This is a genomic window from Caloranaerobacter sp. TR13, from assembly GCF_001316435.1.
Taxonomy (GTDB): Bacteria; Bacillota; Clostridia; order Tissierellales; family Thermohalobacteraceae; genus Caloranaerobacter.
On sequence record NZ_JXLL01000015.1, the window covers coordinates 27,556 to 47,452 of the forward strand.

At 30.6% G+C, this 19,897-nt stretch carries 20 protein-coding genes and 3 other annotated features; of the genes, 1 reads left to right on the plus strand and 19 read right to left on the minus strand.

Annotated features, from left to right (window positions below; genetic code table 11):
* From TR13x_RS09115 to pepV, 9 genes are all read right to left on the minus strand, one after another.
* Positions 1–180 carry a hypothetical protein gene (locus TR13x_RS09115; protein WP_054871621.1) on the minus strand — a complete coding sequence of 60 codons (180 nt, stop codon included), beginning with the start codon at positions 178–180 and terminating at the stop codon, positions 1–3.
* Between the two features lie 56 nt (positions 181–236).
* Positions 237–451 (minus strand) — a binding site (T-box leader).
* 186 nt (positions 452–637) lie between these two features.
* The gene (rlmB, locus tag TR13x_RS09120) at positions 638–1,444 is read right to left on the minus strand and encodes a 23S rRNA (guanosine(2251)-2'-O)-methyltransferase RlmB (RefSeq protein ID WP_054871622.1); all 807 of its coding nucleotides are present in this window, start codon (positions 1,442–1,444) and stop codon (positions 638–640) included.
* A gap of 13 nt (positions 1,445–1,457) precedes the next feature.
* Complete coding sequence (locus tag TR13x_RS09125; protein WP_054871623.1) at positions 1,458–2,108, minus strand: TrkA family potassium uptake protein; 651 nt, start codon at positions 2,106–2,108, stop codon at positions 1,458–1,460.
* 15 nt (positions 2,109–2,123) lie between these two features.
* Positions 2,124–3,482: a TrkH family potassium uptake protein gene (locus TR13x_RS09130; protein ID WP_054871624.1), complete on the minus strand. Its 1,359-nt coding sequence runs from the start codon at positions 3,480–3,482 to the stop codon at positions 2,124–2,126.
* A 125-nt stretch (positions 3,483–3,607) separates the two neighbouring features.
* On the minus strand, positions 3,608–3,964 hold the full coding sequence (gene rplT / locus TR13x_RS09135; protein WP_054871625.1) for a 50S ribosomal protein L20: 357 nt from the start codon (positions 3,962–3,964) through the stop codon (positions 3,608–3,610).
* A gap of 32 nt (positions 3,965–3,996) precedes the next feature.
* Positions 3,997–4,191 (minus strand): 50S ribosomal protein L35, encoded by a 195-nt coding sequence (gene rpmI / locus TR13x_RS09140; protein ID WP_054871626.1) that lies wholly within the window; start codon positions 4,189–4,191, stop codon positions 3,997–3,999.
* 22 nt (positions 4,192–4,213) lie between these two features.
* Positions 4,214–4,720 (minus strand): translation initiation factor IF-3, encoded by a 507-nt coding sequence (gene infC, locus TR13x_RS09145; RefSeq protein WP_054871627.1) that lies wholly within the window; start codon positions 4,718–4,720, stop codon positions 4,214–4,216.
* 28 nt (positions 4,721–4,748) lie between these two features.
* Positions 4,749–4,877 (minus strand) — a sequence feature (ribosomal protein L20 leader region).
* A 360-nt stretch (positions 4,878–5,237) separates the two neighbouring features.
* A complete protein-coding gene (locus TR13x_RS09150; RefSeq protein ID WP_152912140.1) occupies positions 5,238–5,483 on the minus strand; it encodes a hypothetical protein in 246 nt (81 codons plus the stop codon).
* Between the two features lie 69 nt (positions 5,484–5,552).
* A complete protein-coding gene (gene pepV / locus TR13x_RS09155) occupies positions 5,553–6,953 on the minus strand; it encodes a dipeptidase PepV (protein ID WP_054871629.1) in 1,401 nt (466 codons plus the stop codon).
* 202 nt (positions 6,954–7,155) lie between these two features.
* Between pepV and ftsH the strand changes: the two genes are divergently transcribed.
* Complete coding sequence (ftsH, locus tag TR13x_RS09160) at positions 7,156–8,715, plus strand: ATP-dependent zinc metalloprotease FtsH (protein ID WP_054871630.1); 1,560 nt, start codon at positions 7,156–7,158, stop codon at positions 8,713–8,715.
* 5 nt (positions 8,716–8,720) lie between these two features.
* On the opposite strand, the gene TR13x_RS09165 is transcribed toward ftsH, so the two are convergent.
* From TR13x_RS09165 to TR13x_RS09210, 10 genes are all read right to left on the minus strand, one after another.
* The gene (locus TR13x_RS09165) at positions 8,721–9,083 is read right to left on the minus strand and encodes a hypothetical protein (RefSeq protein ID WP_054871631.1); all 363 of its coding nucleotides are present in this window, start codon (positions 9,081–9,083) and stop codon (positions 8,721–8,723) included.
* 1 nt (position 9,084) lies between these two features.
* Positions 9,085–9,432 carry a PqqD family protein gene (locus TR13x_RS09170; protein WP_054871632.1) on the minus strand — a complete coding sequence of 116 codons (348 nt, stop codon included), beginning with the start codon at positions 9,430–9,432 and terminating at the stop codon, positions 9,085–9,087.
* 59 nt (positions 9,433–9,491) lie between these two features.
* On the minus strand, positions 9,492–11,441 hold the full coding sequence (locus TR13x_RS09175) for an OPT family oligopeptide transporter (protein WP_054871633.1): 1,950 nt from the start codon (positions 11,439–11,441) through the stop codon (positions 9,492–9,494).
* A gap of 288 nt (positions 11,442–11,729) precedes the next feature.
* Positions 11,730–13,640, minus strand: a complete 1,911-nt coding sequence (gene thrS, locus TR13x_RS09180) for a threonine--tRNA ligase (protein ID WP_054871634.1) — start codon at positions 13,638–13,640, stop codon at positions 11,730–11,732.
* A 114-nt stretch (positions 13,641–13,754) separates the two neighbouring features.
* Positions 13,755–13,972, minus strand: a binding site (T-box leader).
* A gap of 139 nt (positions 13,973–14,111) precedes the next feature.
* A complete protein-coding gene (locus TR13x_RS09185) occupies positions 14,112–14,321 on the minus strand; it encodes a hypothetical protein (RefSeq protein WP_054871635.1) in 210 nt (69 codons plus the stop codon).
* A gap of 81 nt (positions 14,322–14,402) precedes the next feature.
* Positions 14,403–14,819, minus strand: a complete 417-nt coding sequence (locus tag TR13x_RS09190; protein ID WP_054871636.1) for a hypothetical protein — start codon at positions 14,817–14,819, stop codon at positions 14,403–14,405.
* 501 nt (positions 14,820–15,320) lie between these two features.
* Positions 15,321–17,003, minus strand: coding sequence for a carbon starvation protein A (locus TR13x_RS09195; RefSeq protein WP_054871637.1), 1,683 nt, complete (start codon positions 17,001–17,003; stop codon positions 15,321–15,323).
* A 234-nt stretch (positions 17,004–17,237) separates the two neighbouring features.
* Entirely contained in the window at positions 17,238–17,840 is a 603-nt protein-coding gene (locus tag TR13x_RS09200; protein WP_054871638.1) for a DUF445 domain-containing protein, read from the minus strand.
* Positions 17,841–18,080: 240 nt separating this feature from the next.
* Positions 18,081–19,001: a putative sporulation protein YtxC gene (ytxC, locus tag TR13x_RS09205; protein WP_054871639.1), complete on the minus strand. Its 921-nt coding sequence runs from the start codon at positions 18,999–19,001 to the stop codon at positions 18,081–18,083.
* A gap of 72 nt (positions 19,002–19,073) precedes the next feature.
* Positions 19,074–19,820 carry a DUF6873 family GME fold protein gene (locus TR13x_RS09210; protein WP_054871640.1) on the minus strand — a complete coding sequence of 249 codons (747 nt, stop codon included), beginning with the start codon at positions 19,818–19,820 and terminating at the stop codon, positions 19,074–19,076.
* Positions 19,821–19,897 lie beyond the last annotated feature (77 nt).

The window sequence follows — 19,897 nt, forward strand, 5'->3', positions numbered from 1 at the left end:
TTATTTACTTGAAATAATCTTAATTAATGCTATAACTAAAAAATATAATCCACTAGTTATTAATGAATTTATTAATATCTCTCTTCTAGTTCTTCTATTTTTTCTAAACCTATTTATTAGATAAGTTATAGCAAAATATGATATAAAAAACACAAAAGTACTCACTAAATGCACTATCATAACTAATTCCAACTCCCCTTTATTTTTATATATTAAAAAAATAAACCTTCATCCCACAAAGGGACGAAGGTTCTCCGCGGTACCACCCTTATTGCTTGTTACTAACAAGCCTCTCATTCATATAACGGCATAGCCGGCATAAGTCTACTACTATTTCAACTTAGCAGTTCAGGAGTGAACTTCAGCATCCTCTCACCTAGAAATGCTTTCAGCCAAAGGCATTTCCTCTCTTAAGGCATCAGATACCTACTCTCTCCATCATCACCATTAGCAATATTTAATTCTGTTTGTCGCTCGCTTTTCGTCATTCAATATTCGAAAAGCAAATAGCGAACTACGAATAGCCAGTTAATTTTATATTCCTGTCCTCTGTACTCTGTCATCTGTTCTCTTTTCTTAGTACCTAATTCATTATATCATCTCATTAATGTATATAACAAGAAGATAAATTTCAAGTCTATAAGGCTTTTCTTTGCCTGTAAGTTTCATACATTATAACTCCAGATGCTATAGCAGCATTTAAAGATTCTGTTCTTTTCTCTATCGGTATTTTAATTTTATAATCTGATAATTCGATAGCTTTCTTTGAAACTCCAGACGCCTCATTTCCAATAATCAGCGCAAAATCTTGTGTTAAATCTATATCATAACAAAACTTTTGGGTATCTAATGTAGTAGCCATTATTTTGATACCTTTATCTTTTAATTTTGTTATAACTTTTTCAATGCTACCTTCATATGATATAGGCAAATGAAATAATGAACCCATTGTAGACCTAATCGTCTTAGGATTAAATATATCAACACAACCACTTGTCAATACAATACCATTAGCCCCAAAAGCATCGGCTGTTCTGATTATTGTACCTAGATTGCCTGGATCTTGTATTTTATCCAATATTATAATAAAGTTTCCTTCTTTAACAAAAATATTATCTAAATTTACCAAATTAAATTCTATTATAGCTATAATACCTTGAGGATTCTCTGTATCTGAAATAGTTTTTAATATCTTCTCTGTTATTTTAAACAATCTATATCCTTTTTTATTTATCAAATTAAACAATTGTTGTCCTGCAAAAGTATCAAATATCGCCTCTGTATATAAAATCGAATCAATTTTAACATCAGATTTAACAGCCTCTTCTACTGCTCTTACACCTTCAACAAAAAATTTTCTCTGCTTCCATCTATCTTTTTTCTTATGAAGCGCTTTAATACTCTTAATCAGTGGATTTGACATACTTGTTATATTAGCTTCCATGAAAACACCTCAACTAGCTCTTCTTCTCTAGTTTTCTTAAGTCATCATTATTTCCAATTACAATCAGAATATCATCTGCATTAATCACGTCGTCTGCATAAGGAGAAATATTAATCTCTTTACCACGCTTAATTGCCATAACGTTAATTCCATATCTTGTTGGTAGTTTTAATTCTCTTAATGTCTTTCCTGCCCATTCTTCCATAGTAGCAATTTCTACTATACTGTAATCTGGAGCTAGCTCTATATAATCAAGTATATTAGATGAAACTAGATTATGAGCAACTCTAACCCCCATATCCCTTTCTGGGAAAATAACTCTATCAGCACCTATTTTGTAAAGCACTTTACCATGTAGTTCACCCTGAGCCTTTGCTATTACTTTCTTTATACCTAGCTCTTTTGCAATAAGCGTTGCCATTATTGATGCCTGTATATCTGAACCAATACTTACAATTGCCACATCAAAATTTCTTAGACCTAATGTTCTTAATGCATGCTCATCTATTGCATCAGCTTGAACTGCATGAGTTACAGAATCGGATATTTCTTGAATTCTCTCTTCACTTTTATCGATTGCAAGTACATCATATCCTAGATTATAAAGAGTTTTAGCCACACTAGCTCCAAATCTACCACAACCTATAACTACAAATTGTCTCATGTTTTTCACACCTTCCTAACCTACCAAAATCCTCTCTTCTGGATATCTATAAGTTCCCTTATATTCTCTTTGTTTCTTTGCAAAGGCAAACGCCATCGTAAGTGGTCCTACTCTACCTGCAAACATTGTAAGAGTAATAATTAGTCTTCCTAGCACCGATAAATTTGGTGTAAGTCCCCTGCTTAAACCTACTGTTCCAAAAGCTGAAGTCGTTTCAAAGAATATATCTAAAAATGATGCTTCTTTCTCTGTTAATGATAATATCATAGTTACAAAAATAATTAAAGCTAAGCCTATACCTACAACAGCCAATGCTCTGTAAACTAAATTGTGTGGTATTCTCTTTCTATAAACCTCAACATCATTAGTACCTTTTATTACAGAAATTATAGCTAATACTATTGCACCAACTGTAGTTGTTTTAATTCCTCCAGCAGTAGAACCTGGAGACCCACCTATAAACATCAATATTATTGTCAAGAAAGCTGTAGTATTAGTAACTGCTGCTGTATCAATACTATTGAATCCAGCTGTTCTAGGTGTCATAGCTTGAAAAGCTGAAGCCAATATTTTACCTTTAAAGCTCAACTTACCTAATGTAGCAGGATTGTTATATTCAACTATGAATATAACTAGAAAACTAAATACTAACAATAAAGCTGAAATAATTAAAACTAACTTAGTATGTAATGAAAACTTCTTAAACTTTTTATTCTGCGAAATATCCATATATACTGTATAACCTAAACCACCAACTATTACTAGAAAAATAATAGTTAGATTAACAATAACGTCATCTACAAAAGGTACCATACTTTCTCCAATCAAATCAAAACCTGCATTACAAAATGCTGATATTGAATGGAATATCGAAAACCCTACTCCTTTGGCAAAACCATATGTTGGAATAAATCTAATTGATAAAAGTAGCGCTCCAACACCTTCAATCATTATTGTCGATATTATTACATATCTAGTCAATTTTACAAGCCCTGATAATGTAAACTGATTTAACTCTTCTTGTATTATAAGTCTTTCTTTAAGGGTTATTTTTCTACCTAGCAACAAAGCTACTAAAGTAGCTAGAGTCATGAAACCTAAACCACCAATTTGCAATAATATCAATATAACTACTTTACCAAATATGGTCCAGTGAGTAGCAGTATTCACAACTACTAACCCTGTAACACAAACAGCTGAAGCTGCTGTAAATAAAGCATTTACAAATCCGATACTCTTACCATCCTGTGATGCAATTGGCAGATTAAGTAACGTTGCACCGATTAATATCAATCCTGCAAAGCCTAAAACTAGAACTTGAGCGGGATTAAGTTTAAGTTGATTCAATCGACGTCTTAGCTCTATTGTAATCATCCCCTAGTAAATATAATTGTGTATTATTACAACTTAAATTATTTTTATTATACCATTATATACCTATTAATAAAAGTTATGTTTGAAAAAATAAAAGTCCCGTAACCGGAACTTTTATTTCTATATTAGCTTAAACTACTTTTTGCAACTTCAACAAGTTTTTTGAATCCTTCTGGATCGTGTATAGCCATTTCTGATAACATTTTTCTATTTATTTCTATATTAGCTCTTTTAAGTCCATTTATAAATCTGCTGTATGACATTCCATTTAGTCTAGCAGCAGCATTTATTCTACTTATCCAAAGCTTTCTAAAATCTCTCTTTCTTAATTTTCTACCTACATAAGCAAATCTAAGTGATCTCATTACAGCTTCATTAGCTGGTCTGAACTGTTTGCTTTTTGCTCCATAATAACCTTTTGCAAGTTTCAATATCTTTTTATGCTTTTTTCTAGCATTTAATGCTTTTTTTACCCTTGCCATTCTATGCTACCTCCTTTACGTATATCATCATTTTAGTATGGTAGTAACTTACCAACTCTCTTATAATCAGCTGCACTAACTAGTGAAGACTTTCTAAGATTTCTCTTTCTCTTTGAAGTCTTTTTAGTTAATATATGGCTCTTATAAGCCTTATATCTTTTAAGTTGTCCTTTGCCTGTTTTCTTAAATCTTTTAGCAGCGCCTCTATGAGTTTTCATTTTTGGCATCTCAATTCCTCCCCTCAGTTAATTAATTTATAGGACTTAAAATCATAGTCATATTTCTTCCTTCAAGTTTAGGTTTTTTATCTATATTTCCTGCTTCTTTTGTTAATTCAGCAAACTTAATTAAAACTTCTTCACCTTTATCAGTATAACCTAATTCTCTACCTCTGAATCTCACTGTTACTTTAACTCTATCACCATTGTTTAAGAATTTAATAGCCTTTTTAGCTTTTACGTTCAAATCATGTTCTTCAATATTAGGTGTTAATCTAATCTCCTTAACATTAATCACCTTTTGATTTTTCTTCGCTTCTTTAGCTTTTTTAGCTTGCTCATACTTGTACTTGCCATAATCCATTATGCGGCATACTGGTGGATTTGCATTAGGTGCAACCTTAACCAAGTCAAGTTTTCTTTCTCTTGCTATTTGCTGCGCTTTCTTTACTGGCATTACCCCTAACTGACCACCATCTACGTCTATTAATCTTACTTCCTTATCCCTGATTTGTTCATTAATTTGAAGTTCTTTAATATTAGGACACCTCCTGGTATTTTTTCCTTATAATATATAAAAGCGGATAGTAAAATACACTATCCGCCTAAAATGCATAAGTAAAGTACAACTTTGCCATAATTAACCCTATAAGCCGAGCCATAGGGTGAGAAGCGGATAGCTTCTACTTTATTTTGCTCCAGTACATTATATTCTAAAACATCCATTTTGTCAATAATTTATTATATAAATTTTGTGATTACTTATAATCCATTTTTATAGTCCAGCATTATACATGTCAATACCTCGCTAGATTGCTGTTTAATCCTTAGGATCATCAAAACAGCTATCAAACCCATCTGATCTAACTGTACCACTAAAAACTTGAACTAGTCTAGCAACTGATTTTAAGTGAACTGGCTAAAACCTATTGATTTTCCTGTATAATTATGCAGGAATTTAATTTCAAACAGTGTTTTCTTTTAATCAATACTACTGGCCTCATATGTGCTATAAGTCTTATTACACACTACGTATTTATATAATAACTTAACCTCTAACTTTCATTAACTCTAATAATAAGGCTCCTAAGCTCTTCTATATCTTGTTTTGCTACAGCTTTTAAATAAGTTTTCAAAATATTTATATCTTTTTCATTTTTAATAGCTGTTGTTATCTTCTGATCATTTACATTTATTTCATCTAATACTTCAACTAATACTTCTGCAACTATTTCACAAGCTTTTCGATTCACTTTTTCTCTATATTTTTTCTTTATAGCAATAATGGCTGCTGTTGACATATTAATACAAGCACCACCCATACATCATCTTGAAAAATTAATAATATTAGCCAATAAATCAGCAACAAATTATCTAGCAAGCTCATATAAAGCTTTTGCATATAATTTTGTTATTTTAATCAAATCATCTATAGCTATATATTCATCTTTTTGATGAGCTAATTCTTCTTGACCAGGGAATAATGGTCCAAATGCCACAACATTTTTCATAGCTCTTGCATAAGTTCCCCCACCTATTGTTATAGGCTTACTTTCATGGTCACCAGTAACTTTCCTATACACACTCATTAATTTTTGAACAAGTGCATCTTCACTTGGAACATATATAGGTGGTAAATGTTCTATATGTACTATTTTTACTCCTGTACCTTTCAATTCTTCCTCCATTCCCTTATAAACATCTTCACTCTTATATTCTATCGGATATCTTATATTCACTGAAACTTTAACCTCATCTTCATTCATATTTATAACACCAACATTAAATACTAATTTACCAGACACACTATCTTCAAATCCACAGCCTATAGATTGACCATTATATTCCATACCTATTTTTTTATTGTATAACTTAACAAATTCACTTGCATCACAACCACATTCAACTACTTCTCCTAAAAATGCAATTAACTGAGAAATAGCGTTTTTCCCTGCCTGTGGAGTACTACCATGTGCCGATATACCATAAGACTTAATTAATACCTGCTTTCCTTTATCATCTAATGAAAGTTTGTATCCTGTTTTTTCAACAAATTTGTCAAATTTTTCTTTAACAAAAGCTTTCTTTTCATCAGCTACTTCAAGCATTGCCTCACAGTAATCTGGAACCATATTAGGTCTATTACCACCTTTAATATAGTTTATCTTAACTGCACAATTACATTTCTTTTCAAACTTTTTCTCAATATTAAAAATTAATATACCCATTTCACCATGTATAACTGGAAAGTCTGCATCTGGTGTAAAAGCTAAATCTGGAGCCTTTACTTTCTTAAGATAATAATTAATACCACCCCATCCAGATTCTTCATTAGTTCCAAATATTATCCTGATTTTTTTATTAAGTTTAGCTCCCGACTCTTTTATAGACTTCATAGCATATAAAGCAGCTACTGTAGGTCCCTTATCATCAATAGCACCTCTACCATATATTTTTCCGCCATGTATTTCAGCAGCATAAGGTGGATAAGTCCAGCCATCACCTTCTGGAACAACATCTAAATGTACTAATACTCCTACAACTTCGTCTCCTTCTCCTAAATCTGCATGTCCTGCATATCCATCAACATTTAAAGTTTTAAAACCCATATTTTCAGCTAATTTCAATGCATATTCAAGTGCTTCATTTGGACCTTCGCCAAATGGCATATCTGGCTTTGGCTCACCCTCAACACTCTTTATTCTTATAAGTTCTTGAGTCGATTTAATAATGTCATCTTTGTAACTATCTATTATTTTTTCAAAATCCATAACAAAGCCTCCTTTTTTAAAATTCAAATTTGAAATTTAATACAGTTATTATAACTATTCTATGTACTATTTATTTTTCCTCTATAACTTATATATCTATTAAATATTACATATGCATTTGGTTAAACTAATAATAAAACTAAAAGTAATAAATCAAATGATATGACTAAAAAATATTACATTAATAAAGGGTGGTTCTATATTGAAAAAGAGAATAGTATTTGCATTAACTATAATCAGTCTAACAGTATCTACACTTTTACTTCATGCTAAATATTTAACTTTTTTATCACTCAATAACTTTACATTAGGTGATAGTTTCCTTATTTGGACCATATCCTTATGTTTATTAATATATTATCTAAAACTAGACAGTAAACCGCAGCTAGTTCCTGCAGCTATTACTAGTGAAAAGAAAAAAAAGGAAGATGGCTCAAAAGATAATAATAAACCAAGAGTCTCATTTAATGATGTTGCAGGATTAGATGAGATAAAAGAAGAACTTCAGGAAGTTATAGATTTTATCAATAACTCTGAAAAATATAACAAAATGGGAGCTAAAATTCCAAACGGTATACTTTTTTATGGACCACCTGGTACTGGTAAAACTCTTCTAGCTAAAGCCGTAGCAGGTGAAACTAATTCATCTTTTTTCTATGCTAGTGGCTCAGAATTCGTAGAAAAATATGTAGGTGTCGGAGCCAAAAGGATAAGAACTTTATTTGAAAAAGCAAGAAAAGAAGCTCCTAGTATAATATTTATTGATGAAATCGATGCAATAGGTTCAAAAAGAAACATAGACAGTAATAACGAAAAAGACCAAACATTAAATCAGTTGCTAATTGAAATGGATGGTTTTAATAAAAATCAGACCATTATAGTAATCGGTGCAACAAATAGGCTTGATTTATTAGATGAAGCCCTACTTAGACCAGGAAGATTCGATAGGCATATATATGTCGGCAACCCTAATGTAAGAGCTAGAGAAGAAATTTTAAAGGTTCACACAAAAAATAAACCTTTAGACTCAAGTGTTAAAATTGAAGAAATAGCAAAGAAAACACATGGATTTTCAGGGGCTCAATTAGCTAATATAGCTAATGAAGCTGCTATAATAGCTGTAAGGAAGAATAAAAATCTAATAGACATTGAAGATTTTAACTCTGCTATAGAAAGAGTAATTGCGGGATTAGAGCTAAAGCATCCATCTATTTTATCCAAAGAAAAAAATATAGTTGCTCACCACGAAGCAGGTCATGCGCTTATAGGTAAACTGCTTAAAGTTGATATGATCCAAAAAATTTCTATAGTACCTAGAGGTAAAGCTTTAGGATATGTACTAAAATTCCCCAATGAGGATAGGTATCTACACACAAAAAAAGAACTCATTTCTAAAATTATGGTTCTTTTAGGGGGAAGAGCCGCTGAAGAAATAATATTTAGTGAAATAACGACTGGTGCAAAAGATGACTTAGCTAAGGCCACTGAAATCGCTGAAGAAATGGTGTGCAGCTACGGTATGAGTTCATTAGGAAATATAGCCATTAAAGAACAATATATAAAATATAACATAGAAAAAATAGAAAAAGAAATAAAAATGATAATAGATGATTGCTATAAAAAAACTTTAGACCTAATTGAAGAAAATAAAATAATCCTCATAGATATCGCAAATTATCTTCTTGAATACGAAACAATTGAAGGTAGTGAATTAGATAACATATTTTCTAAGTATAAAGTTCCTCTAAAAACTGCCACTTAATGCCATTAATTTGTGGCATTTTTTTCTTTTAAATAATATTTTTTAGGTTTACTTTTATAATCAATCTCTAACATACCCTTTCTAACCATTTCTTGTAATAAAGACTTAGTAAAAACTTCTGTATTCTTTATTATAAGCTTTCTTTTACTACCAAAATTCGAGACCTTAAGATTAGATAATATATTTCCTAATTCCTTTTTAGTCATTGCGCCATTTCTTCTTAAAGCATTTATTACTTTTCTTTGAGCTTTTTTAGTCAATTTAATTTTTAATTCTGTATCTATCCTCTGTTCTTTCACATATCCCCATGAATAAACAAACATTGTTGCTAAAGCAAAAAATATAATTCCTAATATATAAATAATCATACTATCCCTTCTTTTTTAATAATTTAATAAAATCATTATTCTTCAAAATATTAATAAAAGTTATTAATCTCTCTAATAGCGGCTCTGCATTTTTTCCAATTTTCATCTTTACAATTTGTGATATTTCATATATATTTCTTTTACCATCAATTGCCTGCCAAACAGTACTGCCGATTTCATCTAAATCAATAGTCATCTTTTCTGGCGTATTAAAAAATCTTCTTACTAATTTATCAATAAAAGAATTTCTATATACTATAAGAACTACATTTTCTCCTTTTATCTCCCAATCTACTTTTTCGGACCTTACTGGAACGAACTCCAAAAAATTTTCATTTTTCTTTTTCATATGCCCTCCTAAGTAAAGTTATTATTGAAAGGGGATAATAATTATCCCCTTTCAGTAGTTTACTCTTCTACTTTTTTCCAGAACGAGTATTTCATCAGTGTTAATACTAATAATATAAATACAATCAATGCGCCATATTTGCCTAATACACCATTACCAAATGCAATTACATCTCCAAGTTTTTTAGCACCTACTGGTATTACAGCAAATACAGCTAATAAAATACCTAATAAACCTTCTCCTGCAATTAATCCTGATGAATATAGTACACCGCTCTCAACCTTTTCTTTAATAACTGCTTCTGCTTCTTTTCTCTTTTCTAATATTCCTCTTAATAAACCACCAACCATAATTGGTGTACTTAAGTGAATAGGTAAGTATAAACCAACTGCAACTGGTAATACTGGAATACCCATTAATTCTATAACTATACCAATACCTACACCTGTAAATACAAGTGCCCAAGGTAAGTTACCTTGCATAACACCTTCAATAACTAATCTCATCAATGTAGCTTGTGGAGCTGGTAATTCAGCTGAACCGAATCCCCAAGCATTATTTAATAATAACAATACAAAACCTATTACTAAACCTGAAGCGATAACACCAATAAGCTCACCATACTGTTGCTTCTTAGGAGTTGCACCTACTAAGAAACCAGTTTTTAAGTCCTGAGATGTGTCACCTGCTATTGCTGCAACTATACAAATTACAGCACCAACAGAAAGTGCACCTATCATTCCTGCAGGCCCATCAAAACCTGTAGCTTTAAATATGATAGATGTAATTAATAATGTAGCAATTGTCATACCTGATACTGGGTTTGATGAACTACCAACCAAACCTACTAACCTTGATGAAACTGTAGCGAAGAAGAAACCAAATATTGCTATTAGTATAGCCCCTGTAATACCTACTGGTACAATTGGTGTGAACATCATAATAAGTACTAATACAACTACTCCTGCAACAACTAATGTCATAGACATATCTTGATCAGTTCTTAAGCTACCTTCATTTTCAAAACCTGCTTTGAATCCACCAAGAGCTTCTTTAAATGTACGAACTATAAGTGGTAAAGATTTAATCAAGCTAATAATACCACCAAATGCAACGGCTCCTGCACCTACGTAGCGGATATAGAAGTTCCAGATTCCCCAATATCCTAATTCTTTAATTGGTACAGGTGCTGGATATATAGGAGTTGTTATAAATTGACCAAGATGTGAAATCAAAGGTATTATAGCTAACCAACCTAGAACAGCACCACCTAGCATATAAGCTGAAATTCTAGGTCCTATAATGAAACCAACACCCAACAATGCAGGTAGTACGTCTGCACCTATTGCTGCGCCTTTATATCCTGTTATTTCCCATTCAATTTCACTTGGGAACAACTTAATTCCGTCAGCTAAAAACTTGTAAAGAGCACCAACTCCTAATCCCATAAATACAGTTTTTGCTTTAGATCCTCCAACTTCCCCTGCTACAAGAACCTCAGCACAAGCAGTTCCTTCAGGATATGGAAGTTTGCCATGTTCATTAACAATAAGTGCTTTTCTTAAAGGAACCATTAATAACACACCTAGTATACCACCTATAAGTGATATAACTATTATTCTAAATAAGCTTGGAGCATCCATTCCTAATTCTTGAGACCAGATAAAAAGTGCTGGTAATGTAAATATAGCACCTGCTGCAAGTGATTCACCGGCTGAACCTATAGTTTGAACCATGTTGTTTTCAAGTATTGATTCTTTTTTCATTATACCTCTTATGATACCCATTGAAATAACTGCTGCTGGTATTGATGCACTAATAGTCATACCTACTCTTAATCCTAAATAAGCATTTGCTGCACCAAATACAATAGCCATAATAATACCTATAATAATTGCTGTAGCTGTAAATTCAGGCATCACTTTGTTTGCAGGTATAAATGGAACATACTGTTCGCCTGCTTTTGGATTATAAGCAGCGTCAGACAAACCTCTTTTTACTTCTGACATTAACTTTTCCCCCTTTTATATATTTTTTATTAAATAAGCTAAATTCTCCATCCTCCCCCCTTCCTATCTTGTTTTATGCTCATAAAATCCCCAATTAATTTATGGAGATTTTAGAGATCGCAAAACTCTCCCACTTTGATATGTTTGATTATTGGGAATTTTCAGAATGTTGCAAATTCTAACTATTAAGAATATATTCTATACTCCTCATAAAATTCCTTCTCTAATTATTTTTTTTAAAAAATTTTTTTAAAATTAAGCACCTATCTTTCGATAGGCGCTCTAATATTACTTCTTATTCTTAATTTCATCTGATATTCTATTAAGAAATTCTTTAACATCAAATGTTCCTATATCTCCTTCGCCTCTTGCTCTCACAGAAATTGTTTTATTTTCTGCTTCTTTTTCTCCTACAATAAGCATATAAGGAACTTTATTAAGCTGTGCTTCTCTGATTTTATACCCTATTTTTTCTGCTCTTGTATCAACTTCAACTCTTATGCCTTTCTCTTCTAATATTTTCTTAACTTCAAATGCATATTCGTTAAATTTGTCAGAAATAGGCAATATACTTACTTGTACAGGCGCTAACCAAACAGGGAATTTACCTGCGTAATGTTCTATTAAAATTCCAATAAATCTTTCAATACTTCCGAAAATAACTCTATGAAGCATTATTGGTCTATGCTTGTTACCATCACTTCCTACATATGTTAAGTCAAATCTCTGTGGCATTTGGAAATCTAATTGTATCGTTCCACACTGCCATGTTCTACCTATAGCATCCTCTAAATGAATATCTATTTTTGGACCGTAAAAAGCTCCATCTCCTTCATTAATCTTAAACTCAAGCCCTTTTTCCTCTAAAGCTTCTCTAAGCGCATTTGTAGCTAATTCCCATTCTTCATCAGTTCCCATAGAATTTTCTGGTCTTGTTGAAAGCTCTACATGATACTTGAAACCAAATATATTATAAACATAATCAACAAAATCAATTACACCCTTTATCTCATCTTTTACTTGTTCAGGTAGCATAAAAATATGAGCATCATCTTGAGTAAATGATCTAACTCTCATAAGCCCATGCAATACTCCAGATAATTCATGTCTGTGCACTAAACCTAATTCGCACATTCTAATAGGGAAATCTCTATAACTGTACATCTTTCTCTTATAAAGCAGCATTGCTCCTGGACAGTTCATTGGCTTTATAGCATAGTCAACAGAATCAATATTTGTAAAATACATATTTTCTTTATAATGATCCCAGTGTCCAGATCTATGCCATAATTCTTCATTTAATATAATAGGTGTCTTTACCTCTCCATAACCTCTTTTAACATGCTCTTTTCTCCAAAAATCTTCTAAAATATTTCTGATAACCATTCCTTTTGGATGGAAAAATGGGAATCCTGGTCCTTCTTCTTGTATACTAAATAAATCTAATTCCTTACCTAACTTCCTATGATCTCTTTTCTTAGCTTCTTCAAGTCTATGCAGATATTCATCTAAATCCTTTTTCTTTTCAAAAGAAGTTCCATATATTCTCTGAAGCATCTTATTGTTTTCATCACCACGCCAATATGCCCCAGCTATACTTAATAATTTTACTGCTTTAACCTTTTTTGTATTTGGCAAGTGTGGTCCAGCACATAAGTCAACAAATTCGCCTTGTTTATAAAAAGATATTACTGCATCCTCAGGTAAATCCATTACTAATTCAACTTTATAGTCTTCACCTTTATCTTTCAAGAATTTTATCGCTTCTTCTCTTGGCAGTTCAAACCTTTCTATATCAAGCTGCTCCTTAACAATCTTTTTCATTTCTGCTTCAATCTTCTCTAAATCTTCTGGTGTAAATTTATGCTCTGAATCAAAATCGTAGTAAAAGCCATTTTCGATCGCAGGCCCTATTGCTAATTTAGTATTTGGATATAATCTTTTAACTGCTTGTGCAAGAATATGAGCACTTGTATGTCTAAAAATGTCTGCTCCTTCATCATCACTAAATTTCAATATACTCATAGAAGCATCTTCATCAATTATATGATTCAGTCCTACTACCTTTCCATTTATTTTAGCTCCTACAGCCACTCTAGCTAATCCACTACTTATATCATTAGCTACATCAAATACACTAACGCCTTTTTCATACTCTCTTATAGAACCATCTGGTAAAGTAATTTTAATTTTTTCCATCTACATCCCTCCTAATTTTTTTGATGCTTGGTGCTGGGTACTTGGTACTAGATATTTATTGTCATTTTACTATGCCATTTAAGAAAAAATAAAAACTCCCGCCCCCAGCATATAGCTAGGGACGGGAGATATTCCCGCGGTTCCACCCTAATTGGTATAAACCCTCTTAAGGACTTTAACGCAGTCAACGGAAATCCTTACCCTAAAATTAGGTTTCGGATACAACTCAGGGTTAGTTTTCAACTAGTCATATCTTAGGGAGACTCTCAGCCTATGGTACTCCCCTCTCTTTAAGACTGTTTCTAGTTTACTCTTCCCTTCACAGCTTTAGCATATGAATTTTTAATAAATTATAAATATATTTTATAGTTTTGTCAAGAAAAATATGTATTTTATGTGATTATTTTATGATAATGCCGCATCAATAAAGATCTCTTATTTCAAAATCTTAATTAATATTCTCCATCAGAGTTATTTTTGCTTTGTCAAAAAATGTAACCACTCTAATATTTCACTAAGAGCTAATAATATAAACGAAACAGCAATAAAAAAAGTAACTATTAGTATCAATATTAAATAATGCTTAAATATTGATAATTCTACAAAACCATAAATCAAAGTAATAACAGCTAAAAAAATACATATATAGGCTAATTTCTTTAATATAGTTTTAATTTCCATTAATATCACCTCTGTATATTTTAGGTAACAAATTAGGTAACAAACAAAATGTCCTGTTACTACTTTGCCATCTATATTAGATTACATAAATTTATTTAATAAAAACTGTTCAAATGTTCTAATAGATTTATTTCTAATAACAACATAATTAATAAACAAAATACCCACTAAAACTAAAGGAGCAACAAATGATTTATTAAAAGTTAAAAAAATCGTAGATAAAATCATCCCCAAAATAAAATAGAAGATTTTTAAACGTATGAAACTTAAACTAAAACTGATAACAACTCCTTCTGATGTTTTTTCAGTTTTTAATTTACATGAATCAGCATAGCTTAAAATTGGATGTAATAATATATTTTTCGTAAATCCTAACATGCGTACAGTCATTATCTCAAACTCATTCCCATCTTGCTTTAACCTCAAACATTTATGCTCACTAATTACATCTTCTAACTTTGTGTAAAAGTCTTGTTCATTTAAAAAAATTCTGTGCATACCACCCCTCCAAAATCTTCATTATTACTTTTCTACATCTTTTTTATCTTTCATTAACTTCTTATCTTTATTATGTAGTTAATATTTTCATGTTTAATTTTCTATTTAAGAAAAGAAATATTTCAAACCTGATTGCATCGTTCTCTAATAGACAAAGTACCTATCCGCTTGTTTTTTATTCATTTATTGAATATTAGAACTTCTAACTACCGATATATTGTAACGATTCTGGTTCATAATATTTGTAAGACTATTGAATATCAATAAAATTCCATGTAATATAGTTATATACGAAATAGCTTTTATAAGAATACCCCTTTCTTGTTTACTAGATATTCAATTTGGCTAATTTATTTAACTACATTGTAATGTTATTGCTATTATTTGTCAACAATGTATATTAAGTACTTATGTACTATTGTTTGCTATTTGAATTTTAAGGGTTAAATTTAAAATATCTAAAAAGGCTTAGTTGATTTAATCAACTAAGCCTTCTTACTTCTAAGATTCAATTGTTTCTTCAATTTCCTTAGATTTCTTAATAGCCTTGTATGCTTCTATAATCATCCATATTTCAAGTACCATTATGATAATTCCTATTATGAACAACAACCAATCTGAATTACTTGCATATTTTATAATATTATATACCATACCCCAACCTGTCATTAATATCATAAAGATCATTGGGATTAGTGTATATACAATTGGTTTCTTTTTCTTAGCTAGATATACTGTAATAACCAATAGTGCTAATCCTGCTAGCAATTGGTTTGTAGCACCAAATAATGGCCATAATATCAATGCACCTGCTCCGCCTGGTTTTGCTAATGCCAATAGTAAAGCAGTAATTACTGCAAATAGTGTTGCACCTGTTTTATTCGCGATTGGCTTGATATTCCATCCTTCTGCTAACTCACTAACAACATATCTTTGTATCCTTGTAGCTGTATCTAGAGTAGTTGCAGCAAAACTCACAATAAATACAGCAAGTATTGTTTTAGCAAATTCGCCGTTAATACCTATATGTGAAATAAAATTAGCTCCGCCATCAACAAAAGCTCCTAACTTAGCTCCTAGTCCACTTGCACTAGCCCAATCAGCATATCTTTGTGTCCATGCTGCTGCATCTCCTAATCCAGCCGTACAAGCTATAATAACAAGTATTGCAAGTACACCTTCAAGTAACATACCACCATATCCTATTGCCAAAGAATCTTCTTCCTCATTTAGCTGTTTCGAAGAAGTACCAGAAGATACTAAGCTGTGGAATCCCGAAATAGCACCACATGCTATAGTAATAAATAAGAATGGTAATATAGGAGGTGCGCCTTTAACAGCTGTATTTATAGCTGGAGCTGATATTGTAGGATGTGCAAATACTAATCCTATTATCAACAGAGCCATCGCTACTAATAACTCATGTGAGTTAATATAGTCTCTTGGTTGTAGTAAAGTTTGTACTGGTAGTATTGATGCAATAAATGCATAGATAAGTAATATGAAAACCCAAACTAAAATCTCTTGTAATCCAAAAATTTCAGGAATATGGAAATCATTTATATAAACTGCACCTATCCAAATTGTGAAGTACATTAAAATTATTGCAATAATTGATAGCCATTTTACATTCATCTTCTTCTTATAAACTAGATAGCCCATAAGTAATGCAATTGGAATCTCCATCCAAACTGGAAATACAGAAGCTGGATACATTATAAATAACTTACCTATAATCATAGCAAAAATAGCAATTACTATTAACAACAAGAAAAATATTACTAATAAGAATAAAACTCTTGAAGTAGGACTAACAATATCCTTAGTTACATCTCCTAAAGATTTACCTTTTTTTCTTGTTGATATAACTAATGCTCCCAAGTCATGTACTGCCCCCATAAAAATTGAACCTATAAATACCCACAATACTGCAGGTACCCATCCCCATATTACACCAATTGCTGGACCTACTATAGGACCAGTACCTGCTATAGATGTAAAATGATGACCAAATAGAATACTTTTTCTTGTTGGTACATAGTCTACTCCATCATTGATAATATGGGATGGTGTTTTATTTTTATTGCTCAATTCAAACAATTTTCTGCCCAAAAACTTACCATAAGTTTTATAGGCAATAATGAAACCAAAATAGGTCAATACGGCTAATAATAGCGAATTCACTTTTTCCCCTCCCCTTTTAATTTTATTTAAAATTTTAATATTATTTAGATTTCTTGCCTAATTCTATACCTTTTCACCTCCTTTCAACCGGTCCAAAATTGTATACAATATTCATTATTTAATATAAAACGTTCCTTTATTTCTATTTTATTTTCATTTTATCTTTAATATACTTCTCCAACCTAATGGATAAAGAAAAAAAGCATGTCATTTTCCTACAGAAAATGACATGCTTTAAAATATTATAACTAATACACCTTGTATGATACCTATTAAAAATCCTAAAACGCCCCCTAAAATTTCTATATGCTTCAGTTCTCGTTTTGCAATAGAAATGATTATACTCTCTATCTTTTCTAATTCAAAAGAGTTAATTTTTTCTTCTATCATTTCTGAAAGCTTAACTTCATTTGTCGCCTTATGAACCATTTTTTCAATTAAATCTTTTAATATTCTTTCTCCTTCAGAATCAACCATTTCATTTACATAACTAAAAATCATATTCTTAAAAGTACTTGGTATTATTGAAGGTAATTTTTCATCAATAACTTCATTAATTTTTCTCTTAATAATAAATATAATATTTGAAAGATTTTCCTGTTCAATCACCTTATCAATAATTTCATTAATTGATACAAGTTCATCTTCCACGACTTGCCCAATGCTTTTTGCTATCTCTTGCCTTCGTTTTGGAATCAATCCCTGTATTTTTACATTTATAATAGGTATTATCACAGGTTTTAACGGCCTGAATATCAATTTAATAGCTATTATATTGGTTATCCAACCTATCATAGCTCCAATTACCGCTAAAGTAAGTATTTTAATAATTATCATGTTATCACCTCGTATAATCGTTACTGGTTATTCGCTATTCGTGAAATTTAAAAAACTAAAAATGTAAAGCTTAATTTTTCATAAAACTTTTAATATTACTATTAAATAGTTGGTAGCCAATAGTTGATAGACAAAAATAAATAGCAACTAATATCTGATTATAACACAATTTTTGTTTTCTTAAAATAGTATTAACTTTAAACCAAACAAAAAACTCCCAAGCAAATTCCCTTGGAAGTATTATTTTTCCTTCTCAATCTTAATTTTATTATCCTTTTCTTTCAAACATAATCTACATCCAGGACAAACTGATACCTTATTCTGAAAAACACTTTTTATTACTTTTATTATTTCTCTATCTTGGATACTTTTTTCTATATGAATTATTATTTTTTTTGGTGCAATAGTTATTAATGAGCTAATAAGTAAATCATCATAATTCATTTCATTTTCTGAAATTTCCTCTGCAAGCTCTTGAAAAATATCATTATCAATTAAATTCATTTTTTTATCTAACAATTGATAAGTTCCATCATTCTTAAATATTATATTAACTAAATCAACTTTAGATTCTTGTAATTCAACAAAATATTGCAATACTCGAATAAACTCTCTATATTCCTTTTCAACAAAGAAATCTTCTATATTTTTCTCCAGTGCCTCCTCAATTAATTCTGTGAAAAATTTAAGTCTAAAGTTTATCAAACCATCTATTATTAAATTATCATTTTCCTCTAAAAAATCCATTACAGTTTTCAATATTTTTGCCTTTTTACTTATTTGAGGCATTATACCTTCCCGAAGTACATATTCATTTCTATTAAGATAATCAACGACTCTAGATTTTATCACTTTTTTATCTTCTGAATCTAAATAATAGCATTTTTCAATTATTAATCTATCTATTATCTTTTCTTGATAAACATCAATCACTATATCTGTTATTGCCTCTGCAATATAATAGTTGAAAATATTTTTTATATTTTTATATTTAACACCTTTTTTATCTTTAATAAAATATGTTGCAAAATTTATGTCACCTATTTTTTCTATCTTTTCATCTATATGAATTTTTTCTCTTTCGAAAAAATATAATTGCTTATTTATTATTTCAATTATTTTCTCAAAATTCTCTTTAAATCCTATAGTCAGCAAATTCAAAAATGTCACTCCTTTCTAATGTACTAGTAGTATATGTTTTTAATATTGCTATATTCATTTTTCACGATTACATTAATTGTATACTAAAGGAATAATTGAACCTATATCTATTATTTTTTTATTACTGAGTATAACTGGTTTTTTTCCGTATTTTTTCAAAAAAACATTAATGTCTAAAAAATTCGGATGATGTTGATACTCACCTGTAAACGCTAACTGTATATCACTAATAAATCCTGTTGCACCACCTATAAATCCATAATCTAAACCAGGCAAATCGATATATCCACTATTTATAAACAATGTATCAATAGAGTATTTATTACACTCTTTATATATCGAAGGATCAGAAGTTATTATTGCATTATCTGATACTATACAAGTTGAACATTTAGAATATCCTTGTTTTACATTTATAAATTCTATACCCAATTTTTCTAAATAATATTTAAGTTTTTCATCTGTATATTTAAAATTATGTATAGCGTAACGTGAAACTCTTGCTACATTATATGCAATGTTTTCTGGATAGTTTCTTTTTAGTTTTCTCTCACCTTTAATCAATTTAAGATGTGTATTTTTAAGCATATCTTTGTAATAATCGTAAACATTTGGAGCTATAATAAGCGTCTGATAATCTATTGGATGTATTACAATGTCAGGATGATATGATATAGCATCATATACTTCTTCACATTTAACAGTTTTAATCACATGAATATCGAGCTCGGTTAATGTATTTATTACTTTCTCACTCACACTACCATCTATAATAACTGCTTTTGCTTTTTGAATAGGTATAAATGGATTTTTTCTCATCGTATACCTCCAGCTAAAAAAATAAACTCCCGAAAACGGGAGTCTTCTTTTGGAGGCGGCACCCAGATTCGAACTGG